The sequence below is a fragment of the Streptomonospora alba genome, from assembly GCF_000826685.1.
GTDB lineage: Bacteria > Actinomycetota > Actinomycetes > Streptosporangiales > Streptosporangiaceae > Streptomonospora > Streptomonospora alba.
Map to the genome: position 1 here is coordinate 1 of NZ_JROO01000023.1, position 17,064 is coordinate 17,064.

Here is a 17,064-nt window from a genome sequence, read left to right on the forward strand (position 1 = left end):
CCGGCGGCGTCAGCGCGGCGGTGCCGGCGAGACCGTCTCGGTTCGGTCCTCGTCCCCCTCCGCCTGCGCAGCACGGGGCGGCGGCGACGGATCGCCCGAGCCCTTCCGGGCGGCGCTGCCGCCCGCGCGGCCCGACCCGACGCGCTGCTTGTTGTAGATGTCGAACGCCACAGCGGCCAGCAGCACCAGGCCCTTGATGGCCTGCTGCCAGTCGACGCCCAGGCCGATGATGGACATGCCGTTGTTCATGACGCCCATGACCAGAGCGCCCACGACGGCACCGATCACGGTTCCCACACCGCCGGAGGCCGAGGCCCCGCCGATGAAGGCCGCGGCGATGGCGTCGAGCTCGAACATCTCACCCGCGCCCGGGGTGGCCGCGTTGAGCCGCGCGGCGAAGACCAGGCCGGCCAGCGCCGAGAGCACGCCCATGTTGACGAACACCCAGAACGTGGTGCGCCGGGTCTTCACCCCGGAGAGGCGGGCGGCCTTCTCGCTGCCGCCCACGGCGTAGATGCGCCGACCCGCGGTGGTCGACTTCATCAGGAAGGCGTAACCCACGATCAGGGCGAGCAGCAGCAGCCCCACGATCGGGATCCCGTTGTAGTCGGCCAGCGCGTAGGCGAACAGCATCACCACGGCCGCGGTCGCCGCCGACTTGGCCGCGGTCATCTTCGCGGAGAGGGCCGGCAGACCGTAGTGCAGGTTGCGGGCGCGCACCCGCCACTGGATCCACACCAGGGCGACCGACCCGGCGGCGCCCAGCGCGAGCGTCAGCAGGTGGGGCCCCTCGGTGAAGCCGGGGATGAACCCGCTGGCCCACATGCGCACCGACTGCGGCAGCGGGCCGATCGAGCGCCCGCCCAGCACGATCAGGGTGGCGCCGCGGAAGATGAGCATCCCGGCGAGGGTGACGATGAACGCCGGAATGCGCACGTAGGCGATCCAGAATCCCTGCCAGGCGCCGATGAGACCGCCCATGACCAGGGCCAGCGGCACCACCACCAGCGGCGGCAGCCCCCAACTGGTCATCAGCACGGTCGAGGCCGCGCCGGTGAACGCGACCACCGAGCCCACCGAGAGGTCGATGTGCCCGGTGATGATCACCAGCATCATCCCTACGGCCAGGATCAGCACGTAGGAGTTCTGCATGATCACGTTGGTGATGTTCAGCGGCCGCAGGAGCAGGCCGCCGGTGAGGATCTGGAACAGCACGACGATGACCGCCAGCGCGATCACCATGCCGTACTGCCGCGCGTTGTTGCGCACCAGGTCGCGCAGTGTGCGCACGAGTGGTGTTGATTGCATGGCCCGTCACGCCTTCGTCGTGGTCATCAGCTTCATCAGGTTCTCCTGGTCGGCCTCCTCGCGCGGCACCTCCCCGGTGATGCGCCCTTCGCACATCGCATAGATCCGGTCGCACATGCCCAGCAGTTCGGGCAGTTCCGAGGAGATCATCAGCACGCACGCCCCCTCGGCGGCCAGGCGCTGCACGATCGTGTAGATCTCGTACTTGGCGCCGACGTCGATGCCGCGCGTGGGCTCGTCCAGGATGAGCAGGTCGGGTTCGGCGAACATCCACTTGCCCAGCACGACCTTCTGCTGGTTGCCGCCGCTGAGCTCGCCGGTGGCCTGGTTGACGCCGTTGCTTTTCACCCGCATGCGGGTGCGCATCTCGTCGGCGGCCACAGCCTCGCGGGCCGGGTCGATCAGCGTTCGCCTGCTGACGCGGTGCAGCCCGGCCAGGGTCAGGTTGCGCCGGATGTCGTCGTCCAGGATCAGCCCGAGCTCCTTGCGGTCCTCGGGCACGTAGGCGATGCCGCCGGCGATGGCGTCGTCGACGTCGCGCACGTGCAGCGGCTCGCCGTCCTTGTAGACGGCACCGTCCACGTAGCGCCCGTAGGACCGGCCGAACACGCTCATCGCCAGCTCGGTGCGGCCCGCGCCCATCAGCCCCGCCAGTCCCACGATCTCGCCGCGGCGGATGCTCAGCCCCGCGCCGTCGACCACCCGCCGGCCCGGCTGGGTGGGGTGGTCGACGGTCCAGTCGCGCACCTCGAAGCGCACCCCGCCGATGTCGGGGGTGCGTTCGGGGTAGCGCTCGTCGAGGTCGCGGCCGACCATCCCGCGGATGATGCGGTCCTCCTCGACGCTTCCCGAGGACGTGGCGATCGTCTCGATCGTGCGCCCGTCGCGCAGCACCGTCACCGAGTCGGCGACCCGGGTGACCTCGCCGAGCTTGTGGGAGATGAGGATCGAGGTGATGCCCTGCTCCTTGAGCTCCAGCAGCAGGCGCAGCAGGTTGTCGCTTTCGGCCTCGTTCAGCGCCGAGGTCGGCTCGTCCAGGATCAGCAGCTCCACCCGCTTCGACAGCGCCTTGGCGATCTCGACGAGCTGCTGCCGGCCCACGCTCAGCGTCGACACCGGCGCCGTGGGGTCCTCTTCCAGGCCCACGCGCCGCAGCATCTCGCGCGCCATCGAGGCCGTGCGGCCCCAGTCGATGAGACCGGGGCCGCGCGTGCGCTCGTTGCCGAGGTAGATGTTCTCGGCGACCGACAGCTGCGGGATGAGCGCCAGTTCCTGGTGGATGATGGCGATCCCGGCCTTCTCGCTGTCGCTGATGCCGTGGAACGCGCACTCGCGACCCTCCAGCAGGATCTCGCCGGAGTAGTCGCCGTGCGGATAGACGCCGCTGAGCACCTTCATCAGGGTCGACTTGCCGGCGCCGTTCTCGCCCATCAGGGCGTGGATCTCGCCGCGTTCGACGGCCAGGTCCACGTCGTCCAGCGCGACGACACCGGGGAACTCCTTGGTGATGCCGCGCATCCGCAACAGTACGTCGCTCATGTCCGGCACCGCCTCACGACAGCTCCGATTCGTCGTAGTAGCCGCTGTCGACGAGGGCCTCTTCGTAGTTGTCCTCGTCGACCGAGACCGGCTCCAGCAGGTAGGCGGGCACGACCTTCTCTCCGTTGTCGTAGCTCTCGGTGTCGTTGACCTCGGGCTCCTTGCCGTCCAGCACCGATTCGGTCATGTTCACGGCCACCTCGGCGAGCTCGCGGGTGTCCTTGAAGACCGTCTGGGTCTGCTCGCCGGCGATGATCGACTTGACCGAGGCGAGCTCGGCGTCCTGACCGGTGATCACCGGAAGCGGGCGGTCGTCGCTGCCGTAGCCCACGGCCTTGAGCGAGGAGATGACGCCGATGCTGATGCCGTCGTAGGGCGAGAGGACCGCGTCGAGCTGCTCGTTGGAGTAGTGGGAGCTGAGCAGGTTGTCCATGCGCGACTGGGCCTCGGCGCCGCTCCAGCGCATGGTGGCGATCTGGTCCATCTCGGTCTGGCCGCTGAGGACCTCCAGCTTGCCTTCGTCGATGTAGGGCTGCAGGACCGACATGGCGCCGTCGTAGAAGAAGTAGGCGTTGTTGTCGTCGGGCGAGCCGCCGAACAGCTCGATGGTGAAGGGGCCTTCCTCGTTCTCCAGGTCCAGGGACTCCTCGATGTAGGAGGCCTGCAGCACGCCCACCTGGAAGTTGTCGAAGGTGGCGTAGTAGTCGACGTGCTCGCTGCCGTTGATCAGGCGGTCGTAGGAGATGACGGGGATGTCGCTGTCGGCTGCCATCTGCAGCACGTCGGTGAGCGCCTCGCCGTCGATCGCCGCGATGACCAGGGCGTCGACGTCGCGGGTGATCATGTTCTCGATCTGGGCGACCTGGTCCTCGACCACGTCCTCGGCGTACTGCAGATCGGTGGCGTAGCCGGCTTCCTTGAACATCTTGACCATGTTCTTGCCGTCGGCGACCCAGCGGTCGGACGACTTGGTCGGCATCGCGATGCCGACGGTGCCGTTCTCGCCGCCCTGCTGGGCGGCGTCGCCGACGCCGCCGCAGGCGCTCAGCGCGAACACCATGACCGCGGCGAGGGCCGCGGAGAGGATGGCGGAGGGAGTCCGCTTCATCGTGTGCTCCTTGGGGTGGGTTTCCATGGGGGGATCGGGGGCGGTGCCGCTCAGGCGAGCGAGAGGGCGAGCTTGAGCACCGTCCACGAGACCGGCGGGAGTACGGCCGTCAGGCGGCCGCCCTCCAGCCGGACGTCTGTGTTCTCACGCGGTACGACGCGGTCGGGCCGCTCGCGGGTGTTGGCGGCGTAGACGTCCTCGTCGTGCAGGGTCAGGCAGGAGGCGACGCGGTCGGCGCGCAGGCCGCGCAGGTCCACGTCGACGGTGACCGGCTCGTCGGTGGCGCGGTTGACCAGGAAGAGCGCGGCCTCGCCGTTTTCGGGGTCATGGGTGGCGACCGCGTCGACGAGGGGCACCTCCCCGTAGCGGGCGGTCTCGCGCACCGGGCTCTGCGGCTCCACCCGAAGCACGGTGCCCTTGGCGTTGGCGGAGGTCAGCGCGAAGGGGTGGAAGGTGGTCTGGCGCCAGGCGGGACCGCCGGGCTCGGTCATGATCGGCGCGATGACGTTGACGAGCTGAGCGAGGCTGGCGGCGGTCACGCGGTCGCTGTGCCGCAGCAGCGAGATGAGCAGGCTGCCGAAGACCACGGCGTCGGCGACGTGGTACCGGTCCTCGATGACGCGCGGCGCCACCGGCCACTCGGTGCTGGGCTCCTCGGCCTCGAAGCGCATCCGGTACCACACGTTCCACTCGTCGAAGGAGAGCCGGATGCGTTTCGTGGCGCCCAGCTTGGCGCGCACGGCGTCGGCGGTGGCGACCACGGACTCGATGAAGGCGTCCATCTCGGCGCCGGAGGCCAGGAAGCTGGCCAGGTCGCCGTTGTGCTCCTCGTAGTAGGAGTGCAGGGAGATGTAGTCGACGTGGTCGTAGGTCTGCTCCAGCACCTCGGCCTCCCAGGCGCCGAAGGTCGCCATCTCCGGGCCCGAGGAGCCGCAGGCGACCAGCTCCAGGCCCGGGTCGCTCATCCGCATGGCCCGCGCGACCTCGGCGGCCAGCCGACCGTACTCGTGGGCGGTCTTGTGGCCGATCTGCCAGGGGCCGTCCATCTCGTTGCCCAGGCACCACATGCCGATGCCGTGCGGCTGCGGGCTGCCGTTGGCGATACGCAGGTCCGACATCCGGGTGCCGCCGGAGTGGTTGGCGTACTCGAGCAGGTCGATGGCCTCCTGCAGGCCCCGGGTGCCCAGGTTGAGCGCCATCATCGGCTCGATGCCGAGCTTGCGGGTCCAGGCCGCGAACTCGTCCAGCCCGAACTGGTTGGTCTCGGTGGAGTGCCAGGCCAGCTCGCGCCGCACCGGGCGCTGGTCCTTGGGCCCCACGCCGTCCTCCCACCGGTAGCCGGAGACGAAGTTGCCGCCGGGATAGCGCACGGTGGTGACGCCCAACTCGCGGACGAGGTCGGCCACGTCGGTGCGGAACCCGTCGGCGTCGGCGGCGGGGTGCTCGGGCTCGTAGATCCCGGTGTAGACGCAGCGCCCCATGTGCTCGACGAACGAACCGAAGGTACGGCGGTTCACGGGAGCGACGCGGAAGGCGGGATCGATGGTCATCGACGCGTGGAGCATGGGCGGGGTTCCCCCAAGGGCTGGTCGTGCTGTGTGTCGGGTCGTGCGCGGGGCCGGCGGCGGGCGCCGGCCCTGCGGGGCGTGCGGATCGCGGTCGGGTCAGGGCTTCAGGCGGGGCCGGCCGTCGGGGCCCCAGTGCACCTTGTCGATTCCGAAGACGAAGTTGCCGGGCCAGGTGGTCGTCGTCGGCATGGGGGTTCCTCTTTCTCGCGAACGGGGGCACCGATAAAGGCGGGGGGCATCACGCCGTCACTTCAGACCGGCGTCGGTGACGCCCCGCACGACTTGGCGCTGGAAGAGCATGAAGACGACGATCAGCGGGACCGCGCCCAGGACCGAGGCGGCCATCTGCTGGGCGTAGAGGATCCCGTAGGCGCTCTGGACAGTGCCCAGGCCCACGGGCACCGTCATCAGCGCCGGATCGGTGGTCGCCACGAACGGCCACAGGAAGTTGTTCCACGCCTGGACGAAGGTGAAGATGCCCACGGCGGCGAGGATCGGTACGGACATCGGCAGCACCACGTTCCACAGCACACGCAGGTGCCCGGCGCCGTCGATCCTCGCGGCCTCCTCGTAATCGCGCGGGATCGCGTCGAAGAACCGTTTGAGGATGAAGATCATCACCGGGGCGACGACCTGGGGAAGTGCGACGCCCCAGTAGGTGTCGACCAGGCCGAGGAACGTCATCTCGTCGAACAGCGGCACGATCAGCACCTGAGGCGGCACCAGGATGCCGGCGATGAACAGCACGAACAGCCACTTGCGCCCCCAGAACTCGGTCTTGGAGAAGGCGTAGGCTGCCATCACGCACGTGACCAGGGTCAAAACGGTGACCATGACGGAGACGATCACGCTGTTCATCAGCCACTGCATCAGCTCGCCGCGCGCGATGACCGTGCGGTAGGCCTCGAAGGTGGGCTCCAGCGGAAGCCAGCGCACCGGCACGGCCGTCGTCTCGGGCTCGGGCTTGAGGGAGGTCAGGATCGCCCAGACCAGCGGCAGGAGCCAGACCACGGCGAGGAACAGCGCCAGGACGGCGATCGCGGCGCCGCCGGGGGTGACCTTGAAGCGGCGGCGGGGCCGCGCCGAGGCGGGGCCGGCAGGGGTGCCGGGCCGCTCAGCGATGGTGAGGGTTGCGGAGGTCATGCCGCGTCCTCCTTCCGGGAGAACAGGCGGAGCTGCAGGACGGATACGACGATGATCACGGCGAAGAACAGATACGAGATCGCCGATGCGTAGCCGATGCGCAATCCGGTGAACCCGCTCTCGAAGATGTAGCCGATGATGGGCCGGGCCGCGTAGTTGGGACCGCCCGATCCGTTGGTCATGAGGTAGGCCTGGTCGAACAGCTTGAGCGAGGCGACCATCTGCAGCAGCACGATCAGCGTGGTGGTGCGGCGCAGCAGCGGCACGGTGATCGAGGTGAACCGCCGCCAGGCGCCGGCGCCGTCGAGGGCGGCGGCCTCGTAGAGGTAAGCGGGGATGCCCTGCAGCGCCGCCAGGTAGAGCAGGTAGTTGAACCCGACGGTCCACCACACGGTCGTGAGGGCGATGGCCGGAAGCACGGTGTCCTCGCCGGTGAGCCAGGACACCCCGGGGATTCCAACGGTGGCCAGGAGGTCGTTGATCATGCCGAATTCGGGCTGGTACATCCACTCCCAGATCAGCGTCACCACGGCCACCGGCATCAGGAACGGCGCGAAGTAGGAGAACCGCAGGAACCAGCCGATGCGGGCGGTCGCGCGATGGGTCAGCAGCGCCATCGCCAGCGCGATCGCCACCAGCGGCGGCACGGTGATCAGGGTGAACAGCAGTGTCACCCACAGCGACTGCCACACCGCGGGGTCGCCGAACATCTCGACCCAGTTGGACAACCCGACGAAGGAGGAGTCCTCCTTGGCGAGGCTGCGGTCGGTGAAGCTGGCCCACAGTCCGGCGATCAGCGGCCAGATCAGGAAGACGGCGAACAGGACGGTGAAGGGCAGGACGAACCAGATACCGGCCGCGGACCGCCGTGCGGTTCCGCTCACGGCAGGGGGGGATGAGGACCGGGGCGCCGGCGCGGCGTCCGGCGTCTCCGTGGGATTGGCGTGCACGGTCATTTCACGCTCCGGAGAAGGGGGGGGCGGCGCACGGCTTACACCGGCGAAGTGGTGTCGATGAGGTTCTGGGCGGCGCGCTTGAACCGGTTTAGGGCGGCCTGGGGGGTTACCGCGCCGGTGTGCACTCCGGTGAAGATCGCGCCAGCGTCCGCTTGCAGCTGGGCCGCCGATCCGCTGAACCAGGCCGAGGGGTCGAACTGCACGTTCTCGGCGGCGTGCCGGTAGTTCGCCTGCGGCTGCAGATCGGCGTATTCCCGGCCTTCGGTGACCGGCGTATACGCGGGGACATGGCCTCCGCCGGCCCAGGTGACACTGTTCTTGAGCATCCAGGCCGCGTACTCGACGGCGGCGGCGACGGCGTCCTCGTCGGGTTCGCGGCGCACCGGAAGGACGAAGCAGTGGGAGTCGCCCTGCCCCAGTTCCTCGCCGTAGATGCCGGGGAAGGGCCGCATGCCGAAGTCCATCCCGGCGTCCTTGAGCGTGGGCAGCTCCCAGTTGCCGGAGAGCATCAGTCCGGCGATCCCGTTCTGGAAGTTGGCGGGGGTGGCCGCCCCGTCGGACGACTTGGGCGCCAGTCCGTCCTGGGAGAGGCGGCGCAGGAAGTCCAGGGCCCGCAGCGCCTTGTCGTCGTCGATGCCCAGTTCGCCCTCCAGCGTGAGCTCACCGCCGAGCTGGCGGTAGAGCGACCAGAACGGGCGCCAGGCGTGCGTCGTGTCCGTCACGACGCCGTACTGGCCGGTCACCTCCTTGACGGCCGCGCACACCTCGAAGAACTCGTCCTCGTCGCTGACGGCTACGAGGTTGCCGTCGGAGTCCAGGACCCCGGCCTCCTCGCAGACGGGCCGGTTGAAGTAGTTCACCATCAAGTGGGTGTCCAGCGGGATGGCGAAGAGCTCGCCGTCGATCGTGCACTTGTCCCAGATGTTGGGCGTGATGGTGTCGCGGGTGATGCCGTGCTGGGCGAGCAGGTCGGTGGGCACAGGGGAGAGGAGGGTGCCGGCGCCCAGGCCGCGGATGCGGGAGACGTGCAGGGTGGCGATGTCGAAGGCGCGACCGCCCGCGGCGCCCATCGCGAACTTGGTGTAGTAGGGGTTTCCCCACTGGAATGTGGAGGGTTGGAAATCGATGCCGGGGTGCTGCTTGCGGTAGGCCTCGTGCATTTCCACCATGCGGGCGCCGTCGCCGCCGGTGAAGAGGTTCCACTGGCGCAGCCGCTGTTTGCCGCTGAGCACCGTGTCGGCCGGGCCGCAGCCGGCCAGGGCCGTCCCGGCCGCGGCCATGCCGGCGGCCAGGAACGCGCGCCGTCCCAGGACGGGGGCCGACCGGGAGCCGGTGGTCTCTTGTTTGCGCATGGCGACTCCTCTGCTCTCGCTGCGCTGGTGCGGCCGCCCCCCAAAGGCCGCTGGATGGAGGCGCGTCTGCGGCGCCCCTGCGGGCCGGCCGGAGGCGAATGGGGCGCCTCGGCCGGCCTTCACGCGAAGGTCGCGCGCTGGGTGCGTGTGCTGTGCGTGCCGGTCGGTGTACGTGCTGTCGGCGGATGCGGGTGCAGGTGTCGCCCCCACCGGCGACCGCCCGGCGGGGGCGCCGGTGTCGGCGGGGTGCGGCCGCAGGGGTCGGACCCGCGGCCGCATTCGCGTGTCAGACCTGGACGAAGTCGATGTCGGCCATGTCGCAGAAGACCTTCCAGTCGGCGGCGGTGCGACCGAGGTTCATCACCATGTGGTGGGTGCCGCCGGCGCGCAGCCAGGCGTCCATGCAGGCCCGCACGCCCGAGGCGGGGCGGAACTGGCCGTAGGGCATCTCCAGGGCCGGCAGCTTCTGGGAGTCCAGGACCTCGCCCTCGGCCACCACCAGCCGGAAGCGCTCGCCGCCCAAGGCGACCAGCGAGGCAAGCGTCGCCGGGCCGGGCTGGATGCGGAACAGCAGTGTGGGCGGGTCGTCCAGGCCGCCGATGCCCAGCGGGCGCTTGATCAGCCGCACCGGCTCGTCGTCGCGGGCGACCTTCCAGTTGCCCTCCCCCATGTGGCTCATCAGGATCGAGTCGGTGGGGAAGTCCATCGCATACATCTCGGTGAAGTGCCCGTCGCCGGCGAGCTGGTGGCCGGCGTAGACGACGGAGGCGGCCAGCGCGTCGCCTTCGCCGGCGAAGCCGTAGCCCTGGGCCATCAGGCTGGAGGCCGATGCCATCGGCAGCCGCGTGAACCTGCCGTCCTCGGCGATGGCGTCGAAGTGCGTGGAGTAGGCGCCGCACGCGCGGTCGACGAGCAGCCGCTCCAGGGCCAGTTGCATGCGCGCGTGGTCGTCGCGCTCCTGCTTGGACAGGCGTTCGTCGACCTCGAAGCGCTCGTCCTCCTCGGCCATCAGCGCCTCGACCGCCGAGGAGGGCAGCTCGGCCATGGTGCGGTGCAGTTCGCCGGGGGCGATGTACTCGATCTCCGGGCCGAGCTTGCGCATCCAGGCGGTCTCGTCGACACGGGCGTCGCCCATGCCGTTCATGGCGTAGCCGAAGATGCCGATCTTGAGGCGCTTCCAGGCGGTGACGGCGCGGGCGGCGCGGGCCCAGCGGCCGACGCGCTCGCGGAAGGCGTCGCCGGGCCACTCCTCGGTGATGACGTCGAAGGCGCGGCCGGCGCGCACCATGGCGTTGGCGGTGTCCTGCGCACCGTGGATGCCCTGGTTGTAGGTCATGTCGTCCATGTCCCACTCCGGTGTCACCACCGGGTCGGGCTGGATGTTGGCCAGGCACAGCGGAAGCCGCGCCTCGTGCAGCACCCGCGTGACGCGCAGGGAGGGGCCGTAGGTGAGCATGACGACGAGGACGCCGTCCAGGTCGTCGTTCTCGAAGCCCTGCATCGCCCGCTCGGCGTCGGCGCGCCCGCGTACCGGGTCGGCGACGACGCAGTCGGCCACGTCGGCCAGGCTGTCGGCGATCCGGCGCGCGTAGCCGGCTTGCCGGTCGGTGATGCCCGGGATCATGTCGTCGTAGAGGGGCTGCATGATGCCGAGGATCCCGATGGTGGGAAGGCGTTCGCTCACGAGTCGGTCCCTTTTCTCTGGCCGTAGACGTTCTGGTAGCGGTCGTAGAGGGCGTCGATGTGCTCCTGGGCGAGCCGGTGGACGGGCCCGTGCTGGCGGGCCAGGTGCACGGTGCGAGCGACGTCTTCGCACATCACAGCCGCCTTGACGGCGGACTTGGCGTCCTTGCCGATGGTGAAGACCCCGTGCTGGGCCATCAGCACCGCCGGCGACCGGTGGCCGGTGAGGGTGGCGACGATGCCGCGGCCGATGTCGTCGCCGCCGATGAGGGCGAAGGGCCCCACGGGGATGTCGTCGCCGAACTCGTCGGCCATCGCCGTGATGGCACACGGGACGGCTTCGCCCCGGGCCGCCCAGGCCGTGGCGTAGGTGCTGTGGGTGTGCACCACCGCACCGACCTCGGGCATGTGGCGGTAGACGTAGGCGTGGGCGTCGGTGTCGCTGGAGGGGGAGCAGCCGTCCTCGATCGGGGCGCCGTGCAGGTCGCAGACGACCATCGAGGCCGGGGTCAGATCCTCGTAGGTGACTCCGCTGGGCTTGATGACGATCAGGTCGGTGCCGGGTACCCGCTCGGAGATGTTTCCGCTGGTCCAGGTGACCAGGTTCCAGCGGGTCAGCTCGGCGTGCAGGGCGCACACCTTCTCGCGCGTGGCGTGCAGCGCTTCGGCGGTCTCCGGGGGGAGTGTGGACAGTGCTGTCATGGCGTCCTTCAACGGGTGAGGCTCTCGTTGCGGACGGCGCGCAGGCGGTGCAGCGCGTCGCTGCCGCCGCGGCCGAAGTGGTCGTGCAGCTCGGTGTAGACGGCGTAGAGCCGGTCATAGGCTGCGGCGCGCTCGGGGTCGGGCAGGACGGCGTCGCGGGTGGCGCCGCCCATGGCCGCCGAGGCGGTCCGGATGTCGGCGTAGGCGCCGGCCGCCACGGCGGCGTGGATGGCCGAGCCCACCGCCGGGCCCTGGTCGGAGTCGGCGACGTGCAGGGGGCGGTTGAGCACGTCGGCGTAGATCTGCATGACGTAGGCGTTGCGCTTGAGGCCGCCGGCGACGGTGACCTCCTCGACGGGCACGCCGGAGCCGGTGAACGCGTCGAAGATGGTGCGGGTGCCGAAGGCGGTGGACTCCACCAGCGCGCGGTAGACCTCCTCGGGCCGGGTGGCCAGGGTCAGCCCGCAGATCACGCCGGAGAGGCTGTGGTCGACCAGCACCGATCGGTTGCCGCTGTGCCAGTCCAGGGCGACGAGGCCGTGGCCGCCGACGGGCTGGTCGGCGGACTTGCGCGAGAGCAGGTCGTGCGCGGAGACGCCCAGCTCGTCGGCCTCGCGCTGGTACTCGGCCGGCATGTGGCTCTGGGCGAACCAGGCGAAGATGTCGCCGACGCCGCTCTGGCCGGCCTCGTAGCCCCAGTAGCCGGGGGCGATGCCGTCGCGCACCGCGCCGCACATGCCCGGGACCTCGGCCAGGGACTCGCCGTTCATCACGTGGCACGTGCTGGTGCCCATGACGGCGAGCATCCTGCCGGGTTCGACGGTCTGCGCCGCGGCGGCCGTGACGTGGGCGTCGACGTTGCCGACGGCCACCGCGATCCCCTCGGGCAGCCCGGTGAGGGCTGCGGCGGAGGCGGAGAGGCCCCCGGCGCGCTCGCCCAACTGCATGAGCGGATGGGCGAGTTTCTCCTCGGCGAAGCCGGCGAAGTCGGGGTGCAGCGCGGCCAGGTAGTCGCGGTCGGGCCAGGCGCCGTCCTGGTAGATGCCCTTGTAGCCGGCGGTGCAGACGTTGCGGGTCTCGGCGCCGCACAGCACCCACACGATCCAGTCGGCGGCCTCGATCCAGCGGTCGCTGCGCCGGTAGACCTCGGGGTCCTCGCGCAGGACCTGGAGGCCCTTGGCGAACTGCCACTCGGAGCTGATCTTGCCGCCGTAGCGGGCCAACCAGTCCTCGCCGCGTTCGGCGGCCAGGGCGTTGATGTCGTCGGCCTCGCGCTGGGCGGCGTGGTGCTTCCACAGCTTGGCGTATGCGTGGGGGCGGTCGGCGAACTCGGGCAGTTCGCACAGCGGGGTGCCGTCGGCGGTGGTGGGCAGCACGGTGCAGGCGGTGAAGTCGGTGCCGATGCCGACGACGCGCTGGGGCGACACGCCCGCGGCGGCCAGTGCCTTGGGCACGGTGTGGCGCAGCACCGCCCGATAGTCCTCGGGCACCTGCAGTGCGGTGTCGGGGGCGAGCGGAGTGCCGGAGCCGGGCAGGGTCTGCGAGACGACACCGTGCTCGAACTCGTGCACGGCGCTGGCCAGTTCGGCGCCGTCGGCGACCCGGACGACGACCGCGCGCCCCGAAAGGGTTCCGAAGTCGACGCCGATGACGACGTCGTCGTTGTGAGCGCTCACATTCTCGTCCTTCTCGTCCATGGGGATCCTCCGAGGGGCGGTCGGCTCAGGCGCGGGCGGGGGCGGTACTGACTCGGGCGACCAAGCGGGCGGGCACCACGCTGCGCGCCGGGTGCAGGGAGGTGGATTCGGCGGGGGCCTCCAGCATGTCGATGAGCAGTTCTATGCCGCGGCGGCCCACTTCGCTGAAGTCCTGGGCCACCGTGGTCAGCGGCGGGGTGAAGAACTCGGACTCGGGGATGTCGTCGAAGCCGATGACACTGACGTCGTCGGGCACCCGCACCCCGGCCTCGCCCAGCGCCCGCAGCGCACCCAGCGCCATCTGGTCGTTGGCCACGAACAGGGCGGAGACGTCGGGGTCGCCGGCCAGCTGCGCGCCGATCCGGTAGCCCGAGCGGGGCCGCCAGTCGCCGTAGAGCGGCTCCGGCACCGGAGCCCCCGCCTCCGCCAGCGCCCGGCGCCAGCCGGCGATACGGCCCTCGGACTCCAGCCAGTCGTCGGGCCCGGCGATGTGGTGGACCGTGCGGTGGCCCTGGTCGAGCAGGTGGCGCGTGGCGAGGTAGCCGCCGCCTTCCTGGTCGACGCAGGCCACGGGCAGGTCCGGAGCCTCGCCGCCCTCGACCGCCACAACCGGGCGATCGGCGGGCTGTCCGGCCAGTCCTTCGACGACCGCGCGTTTGGGCGCGATGACGATGTAGCCCTCGACCGACTGCTGGGCGAGGTAGTCCATCGCCTCGCTGACGGCTTGGCGGGTGACCGTCTGCAGCGTCACCACACTGAGGAAGTAGCCGTCGGCGCGGGCGGCGTGCTCGATGCCCGACAAAGTCTGAGCGGGGCCGTAGTGGGTGGTGTCGAAGGCGACGACGCCGATCACGCCGGTGCGCCGGGTGACCAGCGCCCGCGCCGAGGAGTTGCGGCGGTAGCCCAGTTCCTCGATCGCGGCCTGGACCCGGGCCTGGGTCTCGGTGCGGACGTTGGGGTGTCCGTTGAGCACGCGCGAGACGGTCTGATGGGACACTCCGGCCAGCCGCGCTACGTCGGCCATGACCGGACTGCGCCCAACGGGTACCGACATGCGTACTCCTGCTGCATCGACGTGCGAAACGCGCTGTTTGCGCGCTGGTGACGTGGGCAACATTGTTAGCGCTAACATTCGTCCCCGTCAAGAGGTGCACGTAACCCGGCTCACAACAGGTCGGCAAACACGGCCCGGCGGAACCCGCGGTGATGCGCCCGACACGCGCGGCGGTCGCCGTCGGCACGCCGGGGCGCGGCGGGGAGAGCGGGAGGTGAGGCGGCCAGGCGGCCGGCCAGCGGCGAGTCCGGCGCGGGCCGAGGCGGCCGGCGCGGGCCGAGGCGGCCGGCGCGCAGTCGGTCGCTCGGCGTCCCCGGCGGGTCAGCCCTCAGGGGCCGTCGCGACGACCACCGTGGCGCCCGCGTCCTCGTCGGCGGCCACGCGCGCGGCGAGCCCGTCGGCCGCGGCGATCGCCGCGGCTGCGGGCGCCTGGCGCTCGCTGACCTCGAAGAGCAGGCACCCGCCCGGCGCGAGCCAGTCCGGCGCCGCTGCGCTCACCCGGCGCAGCGCCGCCAGCCCGTCGCGGCCGCCGTCGAGCGCCGCACGCGCCTCGTGATCGCGGGCCTCGCCGGGCAGCAGCGCGATCTCGCCGGTGGGCACGTAGGGCACGTTGGCCAGCAGCACGTCGACGCGCCCGTGCAGGCTGCGCGGCAGCGGATCGTAGAGGTCGCCTGCGTAGACCCGCCCGCCGACGTCGGCGAGGTTGCGCTGCGCGCACCGCACGGCCGCCGGGTCGAGGTCTGCGGCGTGCAGTTCGGTCCCGGGGCGGGCTGCGGCCAGCGCCGCACCGAGGGCACCCGACCCGCAGCACAGGTCCACCGCCACCGGCCGCTCGGGCGCCAGGTCCACCGCCCGGCCCACGAGGAACTCGGTCCGCCTGCGCGGGACGAACACCCCGGGCTCGACGGACATGCGCCGTCCGCAGAACTCCGCCCAGCCCACGACGTACTCCAGCGGTTCCCCCGCCTCCCGCCGCTCGACCATCGCCTCCAGGCCGTCGCAGCCGCGGGTGCAGGAAAGCAGGATCTCGGCCTCGTCCTCGGCGAATACGCATCCGGCCCGGCGCAGCCGGGCGACGACGGAGGAGAAGGAAAGGGATGGCGTCGAAATCGGCATGTAGCCTCTCGGGGTGCCTCTGCGGGCCTCCCCGGCGGCCGCCTAGAGCGAGTCGGTGAAGCGACCACAGGCGGGAAGCGCCCTGCCTACCACAGCGGGGATCGGGCTCACCTCCTCGGTCCGGCGCCCGGTACGACGGGCACGGCGGCACGGCCGCCCGAAGGCGCGGCGACTCCGGCTCCGGGTGTGCGCCACGCTAGCACGGTGCCGGGCTGAGCCCGGCGGCCATCGCACCGGGCGCCCGCCGGTCGCGTTCACGGCGGAGGGCGGCGAAGGCGGTGGGTTGTGCCCGCGCCCGCCGCAGCCGACGTCCGCCGGTCACCCACCCGACGCGGCGGCCGGCCCGGTCCCGGCTCTTCGCATCAGCGTTGATCTTGTACCTACGGTCATTGTGAGCGATCACATGTGACCGTAAGTACAAGATCAACGGGGGAAAGCCCGGTCGCCTAGGTCGCGCAGCCGGCCGCGGTAGGCCCGCCGGTCGGCGCTGCTTCCCGCGCCGACCACGCTCTCCCCTCCCCGCGAACACGCGGTCATCCGGCGAGCCGCTCGTACCAGGCGCGGGCCGAGGTGTCGGTGAGGGACGCGATCTGGTCGATGACCACGCGCAGGGCGGCGGTGTCGTCCGGCGCCTGCTCGTAGGCGGCGCGGAAGGGGCCGTCGAGGGTGGCGGGGGCTCCCCGGTGGACCGCGTCGACGAGTCCGGTCACGATCTCGCGCTCGCGGGCCTGGTAGGCCGCGGCCTCCGTGCGACCCATGACGTAGTGGGCGGTCAGCGCCTTGAGCAGGGCGCATTCGAGCAGGCTGCGGCGCGGGAGGACCAGGTCGGCGGTGTAGCGGGTGATGGGCTCGGGGCCGCAGGACGCGCGGGTGGCCTGCACGGCCGACCGGGACAGGCGGCCGATCAGTTCGCTGGTGAGGTTCTTCAGCGCCGCCAGCGACCCCAGGTCGCCGGAGAACTCCTTGGGCCAGAAGGGCTCGGCCATCAGCTCGGCGAAGACCTCTTCGAGTTCGCCCCGCCCGGCGTCGGCGTAGAGCGCGGCGGCCACCGCGCACACCTCGGCGCGCTCGGCGCTGCTGTGCAGCGCGGGAAGCCGGATCATACCGGCGTAGAGCGCGTCCTCCAGGTCGTGCACGGAGTAGGCGACGTCGTCGGCCCAGTCCATGACCTGGGCCTCGAAGCACAGCGGCGGCAGACCGCCGCCGGCGTCCGCGGCGCCCGCGCGGATCCATTCGAAGACCGCCAGGTCGTCGGGGTAGCAGTTGAACTTCTGCCCGTCTCCGCTGCCGCGCGGCCAAGGGTATTTCAGTGTGGCGTCCAGCGTCGCGCGGGTGAGGTTCAGGCCAGCGCTCGCCGACTCCGCGGACGGACCGATGCCTGCGGCGCCGGCGAGTGCGCCGCCGTCGACGACGACCTTGCCCTCAAGCCGGGTGAGCAGCCGCAGGCTCTGCGCGTTGCCCTCGAAACCGCCGCAGGCCGCCGCTGCGGCGTCCAGGGCCTTCTCCCCGTTGTGGCCGAAGGGCGGATGTCCCAGGTCGTGGGCCAGGCACGCGGCCTCGACGAGGTCGGGGTCGCACCCCAGCGCCCCGCCGAGCTCGCGGCCGATCTGGGCGCACTCCAGCGAGTGGGTCAGCCGGGTGCGCGGGAAGTCGCTGGCGCCCGGCTGCACCACCTGGGTCTTGGCGGCCAGGCGGCGCAGGGCGAAGCTGTGCAGCACCCGCGCCCTGTCGCGTTCGAACGGGCTGCGGGAGCGGCTCTTCGCGGATTCGGGGGCCCAGCGCTGCCGGTCGCCGGCGCTGTATCCGGGCGGTGGGGTCTCGTCGATCGCTGCCATGGT

13 protein-coding genes are annotated in these 17,064 nt (G+C 71.1%); all 13 read right to left on the minus strand.

Features of this window, described 5'->3' with window-relative positions:
* Positions 1 to 9 precede the first annotated feature (9 nt).
* The 13 genes from mmsB to LP52_RS12450 all read right to left on the minus strand — a co-directional run bounded on the left by mmsB (position 10) and on the right by LP52_RS12450 (position 17,061).
* Entirely contained in the window at positions 10 to 1,308 is a 1,299-nt protein-coding gene (gene mmsB, locus LP52_RS12390; protein WP_084723145.1) for a multiple monosaccharide ABC transporter permease, read from the minus strand.
* Between the two features lie 6 nt (positions 1,309 to 1,314).
* Positions 1,315 to 2,847 (minus strand): multiple monosaccharide ABC transporter ATP-binding protein, encoded by a 1,533-nt coding sequence (mmsA, locus tag LP52_RS12395; protein WP_040273466.1) that lies wholly within the window; start codon positions 2,845 to 2,847, stop codon positions 1,315 to 1,317.
* 13 nt (positions 2,848 to 2,860) lie between these two features.
* Positions 2,861 to 3,955 (minus strand): multiple monosaccharide ABC transporter substrate-binding protein, encoded by a 1,095-nt coding sequence (chvE, locus tag LP52_RS12400; protein ID WP_274518808.1) that lies wholly within the window; start codon positions 3,953 to 3,955, stop codon positions 2,861 to 2,863.
* A gap of 50 nt (positions 3,956 to 4,005) precedes the next feature.
* A complete protein-coding gene (arfA, locus tag LP52_RS12405; RefSeq protein ID WP_040273469.1) occupies positions 4,006 to 5,520 on the minus strand; it encodes an arabinosylfuranosidase ArfA in 1,515 nt (504 codons plus the stop codon).
* Positions 5,521 to 5,769: 249 nt separating this feature from the next.
* Positions 5,770 to 6,666, minus strand: coding sequence for a carbohydrate ABC transporter permease (locus tag LP52_RS12410; RefSeq protein WP_052809773.1), 897 nt, complete (start codon positions 6,664 to 6,666; stop codon positions 5,770 to 5,772).
* Positions 6,663 to 7,622, minus strand: a complete 960-nt coding sequence (locus LP52_RS12415; RefSeq protein ID WP_040273471.1) for a carbohydrate ABC transporter permease — start codon at positions 7,620 to 7,622, stop codon at positions 6,663 to 6,665. The genes LP52_RS12410 and LP52_RS12415 overlap by 4 nt, the downstream gene beginning before the upstream one ends.
* 35 nt (positions 7,623 to 7,657) lie before the next feature.
* The gene (locus LP52_RS12420; RefSeq protein WP_040273473.1) at positions 7,658 to 8,974 is read right to left on the minus strand and encodes an ABC transporter substrate-binding protein; all 1,317 of its coding nucleotides are present in this window, start codon (positions 8,972 to 8,974) and stop codon (positions 7,658 to 7,660) included.
* 286 nt (positions 8,975 to 9,260) lie between these two features.
* Positions 9,261 to 10,619 carry an L-fucose/L-arabinose isomerase family protein gene (locus LP52_RS12425; RefSeq protein WP_238580895.1) on the minus strand — a complete coding sequence of 453 codons (1,359 nt, stop codon included), beginning with the start codon at positions 10,617 to 10,619 and terminating at the stop codon, positions 9,261 to 9,263.
* Between the two features lie 35 nt (positions 10,620 to 10,654).
* On the minus strand, positions 10,655 to 11,359 hold the full coding sequence (locus LP52_RS12430) for an L-ribulose-5-phosphate 4-epimerase (RefSeq protein ID WP_040273477.1): 705 nt from the start codon (positions 11,357 to 11,359) through the stop codon (positions 10,655 to 10,657).
* 8 nt (positions 11,360 to 11,367) lie between these two features.
* Positions 11,368 to 13,056 carry a ribulokinase gene (gene araB / locus LP52_RS12435; RefSeq protein ID WP_052809774.1) on the minus strand — a complete coding sequence of 563 codons (1,689 nt, stop codon included), beginning with the start codon at positions 13,054 to 13,056 and terminating at the stop codon, positions 11,368 to 11,370.
* A gap of 25 nt (positions 13,057 to 13,081) precedes the next feature.
* On the minus strand, positions 13,082 to 14,110 hold the full coding sequence (locus LP52_RS12440) for a LacI family DNA-binding transcriptional regulator (RefSeq protein WP_193789983.1): 1,029 nt from the start codon (positions 14,108 to 14,110) through the stop codon (positions 13,082 to 13,084).
* A gap of 321 nt (positions 14,111 to 14,431) precedes the next feature.
* Positions 14,432 to 15,226 carry a putative protein N(5)-glutamine methyltransferase gene (locus tag LP52_RS12445; RefSeq protein WP_040273478.1) on the minus strand — a complete coding sequence of 265 codons (795 nt, stop codon included), beginning with the start codon at positions 15,224 to 15,226 and terminating at the stop codon, positions 14,432 to 14,434.
* 533 nt (positions 15,227 to 15,759) lie between these two features.
* The gene (locus tag LP52_RS12450) at positions 15,760 to 17,061 is read right to left on the minus strand and encodes a deoxyguanosinetriphosphate triphosphohydrolase (protein WP_040273479.1); all 1,302 of its coding nucleotides are present in this window, start codon (positions 17,059 to 17,061) and stop codon (positions 15,760 to 15,762) included.
* Between the last annotated feature and the right edge of the window lie 3 nt (positions 17,062 to 17,064).

Excerpts from the sequence above, each read along its gene's own strand:
- mmsB (WP_084723145.1), bottom strand. The coding sequence starts at position 1,308 with ATGCAATCAACACCACTCGTGCGCACACTGCGCGACCTGGTGCGCAAC.
- LP52_RS12440 (WP_193789983.1), bottom strand. The coding sequence starts at position 14,110 with ATGTCGGTACCCGTTGGGCGCAGTCCGGTCATGGCCGACGTAGCGCGG.
- LP52_RS12430 (WP_040273477.1), bottom strand. The coding sequence starts at position 11,359 with ATGACAGCACTGTCCACACTCCCCCCGGAGACCGCCGAAGCGCTGCAC.
- chvE (WP_274518808.1), bottom strand. The coding sequence starts at position 3,955 with ATGAAGCGGACTCCCTCCGCCATCCTCTCCGCGGCCCTCGCCGCGGTC.
- LP52_RS12450 (WP_040273479.1), bottom strand. The coding sequence starts at position 17,061 with ATGGCAGCGATCGACGAGACCCCACCGCCCGGATACAGCGCCGGCGAC.
- mmsA (WP_040273466.1), bottom strand. The coding sequence starts at position 2,847 with ATGAGCGACGTACTGTTGCGGATGCGCGGCATCACCAAGGAGTTCCCC.
- LP52_RS12425 (WP_238580895.1), bottom strand. The coding sequence starts at position 10,619 with ATGCAGCCCCTCTACGACGACATGATCCCGGGCATCACCGACCGGCAA.
- arfA (WP_040273469.1), bottom strand. The coding sequence starts at position 5,520 with ATGCTCCACGCGTCGATGACCATCGATCCCGCCTTCCGCGTCGCTCCC.
- LP52_RS12420 (WP_040273473.1), bottom strand. The coding sequence starts at position 8,974 with ATGCGCAAACAAGAGACCACCGGCTCCCGGTCGGCCCCCGTCCTGGGA.
- LP52_RS12415 (WP_040273471.1), bottom strand. The coding sequence starts at position 7,622 with ATGACCGTGCACGCCAATCCCACGGAGACGCCGGACGCCGCGCCGGCG.
- LP52_RS12410 (WP_052809773.1), bottom strand. The coding sequence starts at position 6,666 with ATGACCTCCGCAACCCTCACCATCGCTGAGCGGCCCGGCACCCCTGCC.
- araB (WP_052809774.1), bottom strand. The coding sequence starts at position 13,056 with ATGGACGAGAAGGACGAGAATGTGAGCGCTCACAACGACGACGTCGTC.
- LP52_RS12445 (WP_040273478.1), bottom strand. The coding sequence starts at position 15,226 with ATGCCGATTTCGACGCCATCCCTTTCCTTCTCCTCCGTCGTCGCCCGG.